Origin of the sequence: Escherichia sp. E2586 (genome assembly GCF_005781105.1) — a bacterium.
Taxonomy (GTDB): domain Bacteria; phylum Pseudomonadota; class Gammaproteobacteria; order Enterobacterales; family Enterobacteriaceae; genus Escherichia.
Map to the genome: position 1 here is coordinate 1 of NZ_VATN01000056.1, position 5,509 is coordinate 5,509.

Consider the following 5,509-nt stretch of genomic DNA (forward strand, 5'->3'; position numbering starts at 1 on the left):
GCGACAGAGGCGGCGCGACCGTTCCGGTCGCTGCAAGCCCGGGGTTTTGCGTCAGGGATGGAAGCCCGCCAGGGCGGAGACAGCTTTGCTGGCTCCGTTCACGACAGCCCGCCCCGCCAGGGGGACGCCCGGAAAATGCACAGTCAGGAGAACAACAAAACAGACAGTAATCAGGGCAGCAGTAATCAGAATCAGAACAGGAGAGAAAAGAGAATAATCACAGGGAAGGTGATGTGATTTCTGACTGGCCATAACCAGAGAAGGCGGGGGAGAAGAACGGGCGCCGCAGGCGCGCGTTCATCCCCGTTCCCGAAGGGAAACGGCCTTCCTGGCTGCCTGGTTGTTCATGCCCGCACAATGCCAGTAAGGAAAAAGGGACTGCCGGAAAACGGATAAACCAGCAGTCCCTTCATAAAGGCGCTTCAGTGCAGTCAGGCCAGCATCAGCCCTGAAAAGGCGGGCCTGCGCCCGCCTCCGGGTTGCTACTTACCGCCGGATTCGTAAGCCATTGTTGCCGTAACTTCCCTGTATCCGTCCTTCAGCCGGACTTCGCACAGGCGATTCCGGGTCAGGAGTGTGAATATTAACAACGTGCAGCACACGATTAATACGCACCAGATAAGGGCGTTTCCCGGTAGTTTCATGGTTTACTCCTCCTTGCAATTTGCACGGTAAGAGGCCATACTGACGTGGATCAGACATACAGTGGGCCTCGTGGGTTAATGAAAATTAACTACGGGGCTTTCTGCTTTCTGCCACACGACAGGATAACAAACCACCTTCACGTCATGAGGCAGAAAGCCTCAAGCGCCGGGCACATCATAGCCCATATGTCTGCACGCTGACCACTCCCACTTTTCCTGAAAAAATCCCGGGGAAATTACGTCACTTCATACTGCCACTCCGTCAGCCAGTGAATCATTCCCCGCCTCATTCCGGATTTCCGGGCGACACAGCACACTGAACAGATAATCGCATTCAGCCTGTTTGTTTGCCCTGAAGGGTTTTACTTTCGTGACCGCCCACTGGTAGTTCCGGGGCCAGCCATGCACTTTCCTGACCCGCCCGTTAATCACGTACAGCAGTCCCCAGCCCGCCGGTAAATCATCCACGGTAATCACCCCCGGCTCGCAGAGATAAAAACGCCAGTCTCCCATACCCTTTTCCGGCTCTGCCCGGAACACCTTTTTCCGGTCAGCCAGGAAATCAGACCGGGAACATATCACCTCAATGAGACACGATGCCCCGTAGCGGAACCCCAGAACATCAGGCCGCTCACCGAAGGATGCCTGTGCATAAAAACCCTCGCTGAACACCACCTTAAAGCCGTGGTTGCGGAGAAAACGACAGGCCAGTTCACACAGTTCCCTGTGTGTTTTCGGGTGTCTGACATTCCGCATCATGCCGCCTCCCGGAGTTTGTTCGGCACCATCCACCGCTCCATCTCACGGACAGCGTGACCGGCCTCTCTTGCTGCAAGACTGGCTTCCGCAATAACCTGCCAGAACGGCATATCCTGCCACTGCCAGCGTTCCATTCCGGCCAGTGACGGAAAACGCTCGCCCCACTGCCAGAACAGGATTTCCAGGTCATGCTCTGCCACCCGGTCACTCCAGCGTGCATGCCAGCTTCCGACTGTTTCCGGCGAATGGAATGCCAGTTCGATTTCCGCCTGAGCGACCAGCGCCTGGTACGCACGGGCTTTCTGCTCTGCCTCCCTTGCCTGCTGGCGGCTGTACTTCTGCATGACCAGCGCAGATTTGTGGCGACTGCGCTCCCTGACGCGGAACCGTACCGACGGGAACAGCCGCTCTGCTGCATCGCCGGGAAGGGGAAGGAGGCAGACCTCGCCCTGTGTTTCAATCAGCACATCAATGGCATACAGCCACTGAAGACGGTTGCCGCGCAGTTCTTCTGCGGTCAGGGATGGCATGAAAAATCGCAGGTCAGACAGCGATATCCGGCGGCTTCCGTTCAGACAGCGGAAAAACGCCCCCGCATACGGATATTCCGCCAGCGTGTTCCCCTGATGGCGGCGTTTTTCCGTCTCTGCCACCGCCCGCCATGCGGCCTGTTGCTCTGTGCTGAGGGGAACCAGTGCCCGTGAACGTGCGCTCATGCCTGACCTCCTTCCGCCATCAGGATATGGATGATGTCATTAACGCTGTACCCCTGCGTATCCAGTGACGCTGCCAGTGCCAGTGAATGGCTGACGGCTTCCGGTGCAAACTGTCGCTGTACCTGAACCACAGCAAACGGCTCACCACCGGCATTCACCAGAATCAACATCCAGATCTGAGAGACATCACCCGGCGAACATAACGCCAGGTGGAAACGTTCGTGGGCAGGCGTGAAACGGACCTGAACGGGGAAAAATCCGCCAAACTCGCTGCCGTACTCGCCGTTCAGCGTCCAGTTGTCCGGCGCATCCAGCTCCCGCATCACGGCGTGTGTCAGCTCACGACGTTCACCGCTTCCGGCAGCCCGGATATCTTCATATTCCTGTGCGCTCATGGTCTGTAATACATTCAGGGTCAGTTCAGTTTTCATCACGGTATCTCCCTTGCTGCCGCCCCGTCTCCGGCGGGGCGGTGTGATAAATGGTTTATAACTGGCGGTCAGGCAGCATCGGCCTGGTTGTCACGGTATTCCGTGGTTTCCGTCTCTGCCTGTGGACGTGGTGCACACATCCAGTCAGGCACCCAGCGGTTGTCTTTCATGTGGAACTCTGCATGTTCAGCCGCATCGCCTTTCTTCATTTTCTCCGCGTCCCGTGCGGCACCGGACAGTCCGGCATCATTCAGGGCGTCGATAATCTGCGGCTTTTTCAGGTGTCCGAAGAAGTTTGCTTTCGTCGGCTGCCACCAGTCGCGCATGTGGAATCCGATAGCCGTTTCCAGCGAGTCCAGCGGACTGCGTGACGTGTGACCACAATTGCGGGTCTGAACACCGTGAATACTGCACGCGGTGCAGAAACTGAGCAGGGATAACAGCACCTCCTGACTGAGTGACAGGAACGCCGTCATGTCCCGTGTCCATCCCTCCGGCAGCCGTGCTGCAAGACGGGCTTTTTCTGCCATCAGCGCCATGAATGCGGCACCTTCCTTCCCTGACGGCGCATCGCTGGTCAGCGAATAATGTTTACATTCCAGGCTGATTTGTGCTGGTTTACTGTACGCTCCGCTGCCAAACACATTCAGGCAGAGCGTCCATGCCAGCAGTGCCAGGGATTTGTCCGGTTGCTGCATCAGTGCTGCCTGGACTGCCAGCGTGCGCTCTGAGGACATTTTCGTCAGCAGCGGCAGGCTGATTTCCTCCACTGACGCTTTTTCCTGCACCTGTTCCGTGCGGTCAGCGTCGTCAGCCACGTCATCCTCACTGCGCAACTGCACACCACGCTGGACACACACGTTGCCATAACGCCAGGACACCACCACACCGCTTCCGGCACGCATTTCCGGCGTCCACGCCCTGACCTTCGCCATGCAGTCAATCAGCTTCATTTCTGCTTCCAGCAGGTCAGATTCCTCACACTGGTTTTCCGGCGCGTCGTAACGCGTCATCAGTTCGTTCAGGCGTTCTTCTTCTGCCTCCGTCAGCACCGCTTCCGGCTCCGGCAGACAGCGGTATGTTCCGGCATCCTCACGGCACTCACCGACAGGCTCCATGCGTCCGGCACACCATTCCCAGCCTTCGGCTTCCCGAAGGTACTCTGCAACAGCCTGGAGTTTTTCCAGCAGGGCAGCATCGAGCGCCACGCGGTCGACATAACCGTCCCCGTCATCGCTGAACAAATCGGTGCGCAGTTCGTCAGGTGAGAAAGCATCAGCCCCCACAAAGCGAAATTTAGTGTTGTCCTTCACCGCCACTTCACTTTCCGTAATCAGGTTGCGGATAACCCGCACATCCGGTTTACCGCCCCATCCTGACTGGCAGGCCGCTTCAAACACCTGCACCTGACGCGCGGTGTCGCTCTCCAGCGCCAGCGCCTGACAGTGCCCGGTGGTGATGCGGTCTTCTGCCAGCGCATCGAGGATGACAGGCGCAAGGTCTGCCAGTTTCAGCATTCGCTGAACGTGGCGGGGTGAATAGCCCAGCAAATCACCGATTTGTGCAGGTGTTTTGCCTTCCTGCGCCATTGCACGGAATCCGGCAATCTGTTCGGCAGGGTGCATATCCCGACGATGACCGTTCTCGGTCATCGATGCCGCCGTCGCCAGTTCCTGCGGAATAACCTTCACGCGGACAGGCCAGTCCGCCGGAATGATTTCACGCTCTGCCAGCATGTTGAGTGCTGCCAGTCTGCGACCACCTGCGGCGACACCGTGGCGGTCACCAGGCAGGGCATGAACAACCAGATTCTGCAACAGGCCGACGCCCTGAATGGACTCCGCCAGTTCGCTGACGGACTCCGCAGAATACGGCACCGTGCGCACATTCAGCGGTGATTTAATCAGTGAGGCCAGCGGCACGCTCACTTCCTCCGTCTGCGCCAGCAGGGCAGACAGTGCCGTTTCCTGCGTTTTTGCAGCTTTACGGCTGGATTTACGCCCCGTTTTTGCCTTAAACTCTGTAACTGACATATATTTCTCCTTTGTTTATCAAATGACTGTATGTCTGCCGGACGCGTTCCCGTCCGGCACCTCTCTTACTTAAGAATCCCGAAATCCCGGATGACATGGTTCATCCAGTACCCGGCACCGCCCTCAAAATTCCAGGTACGCCAGACCATTGCACCGTTATTACGGACAACCAGGCGAAAATGTTCGCCGTGGTCATCTTCGATAAAGACATTCCGGTACTGTGCGGCAACGGCTTCAGCCTGTTCGCGGGTAAAGGAGCCGTCAGGCAGCCCCTGAAGTATTCTGAAATGTTCGCTCATCCTCATCTCTCCGGTGATGCCCCGCACTGGACGGGGCGGTTGTCACTGTCAGTCGTTCAGAACGGAATGTCGTCATCGAAGTCATACGCGGGTTCAGACGGCTGCTGAGGCTCCGGCTGCGCGGCCTTACGTCCACGGCCTTTCGTTTTCGCGCCTCCTTTTTTCGGTTCCGGCTGTGGTTCCGGCTGAGGCTGACCGCTGAACTGTTGTGCCTCTTCCGGCTGAGTCTGAGCACCTGCGGCACGTCCCAGCATCTGCATGGTGCCCGTGGTTTTAACAAGGATTTCAGTGATGTAACGGGTGACGCCGTTGTTGTCGTCCCAGCTACGGGTACGGAGTTGCCCCTCGATGTAGACCTGCGCACCCTTACGCAGATATTCACCAGCCACCTCCGCGAGCTTGCCGAACAGCACCACGCGATGCCATTCCGTCTGCTCCCGCATCTCCCCCGTCTGTTTGTCGCGCCAGCTTTCAGACGTGGCCACCTGCAGGTTTGCCACTGCGCCCCCGTTGGGGATGTAACGGACTTCCGGATCTTTTCCCAGGCGACCGACAAGAATGACCTTGTTAATTCCACGAACTGCCATGATGTGTCTCCTTCTGTTGATGTTTTCAGCCCCCATCATC

General features: G+C 57.6%; 7 protein-coding genes and 2 pseudogenes. 1 reads left to right on the forward strand and 8 read right to left on the reverse strand.

Translation table 11 applies throughout. The annotated features are described in order from the left end of the window. A pseudogene (locus FEK50_RS24360) lies at positions 1-174 on the forward strand (pilus protein); the annotation flags it as partial. Positions 175-482: 308 nt separating this feature from the next. Here FEK50_RS24360 and FEK50_RS23990 read toward each other — a convergent pair. From FEK50_RS23990 to FEK50_RS24020, 8 genes and pseudogenes are all read right to left on the reverse strand, one after another. Then, positions 483-605 (reverse strand): Hok/Gef family protein, encoded by a 123-nt coding sequence (locus tag FEK50_RS23990; protein WP_223200913.1) that lies wholly within the window; start codon positions 603-605, stop codon positions 483-485. Next, positions 550-702: pseudogene (locus FEK50_RS24670) on the reverse strand (DUF5431 family protein); the annotation flags it as partial. The pseudogene FEK50_RS24670 and the gene FEK50_RS23990, both read right to left, overlap by 56 nt. A gap of 188 nt (positions 703-890) precedes the next feature. After that, positions 891-1,400, reverse strand: a complete 510-nt coding sequence (locus FEK50_RS23995) for a hypothetical protein (RefSeq protein WP_131162671.1) — start codon at positions 1,398-1,400, stop codon at positions 891-893. Beyond that, a complete protein-coding gene (locus FEK50_RS24000) occupies positions 1,400-2,119 on the reverse strand; it encodes a plasmid SOS inhibition protein A (protein WP_131162667.1) in 720 nt (239 codons plus the stop codon). The genes FEK50_RS23995 and FEK50_RS24000 overlap by 1 nt, the downstream gene beginning before the upstream one ends. Further along, entirely contained in the window at positions 2,116-2,550 is a 435-nt protein-coding gene (psiB, locus tag FEK50_RS24005; RefSeq protein ID WP_131162668.1) for a conjugation system SOS inhibitor PsiB, read from the reverse strand. The genes FEK50_RS24000 and psiB overlap by 4 nt, the downstream gene beginning before the upstream one ends. 68 nt (positions 2,551-2,618) lie before the next feature. Further along, positions 2,619-4,583 (reverse strand): ParB/RepB/Spo0J family partition protein, encoded by a 1,965-nt coding sequence (locus tag FEK50_RS24010; protein ID WP_131162669.1) that lies wholly within the window; start codon positions 4,581-4,583, stop codon positions 2,619-2,621. Positions 4,584-4,648: 65 nt separating this feature from the next. After that, positions 4,649-4,882 (reverse strand): DUF905 domain-containing protein, encoded by a 234-nt coding sequence (locus FEK50_RS24015; protein ID WP_131162670.1) that lies wholly within the window; start codon positions 4,880-4,882, stop codon positions 4,649-4,651. Between the two features lie 56 nt (positions 4,883-4,938). Continuing rightward, entirely contained in the window at positions 4,939-5,469 is a 531-nt protein-coding gene (locus tag FEK50_RS24020) for a single-stranded DNA-binding protein (protein WP_097468781.1), read from the reverse strand. Positions 5,470-5,509 lie beyond the last annotated feature (40 nt).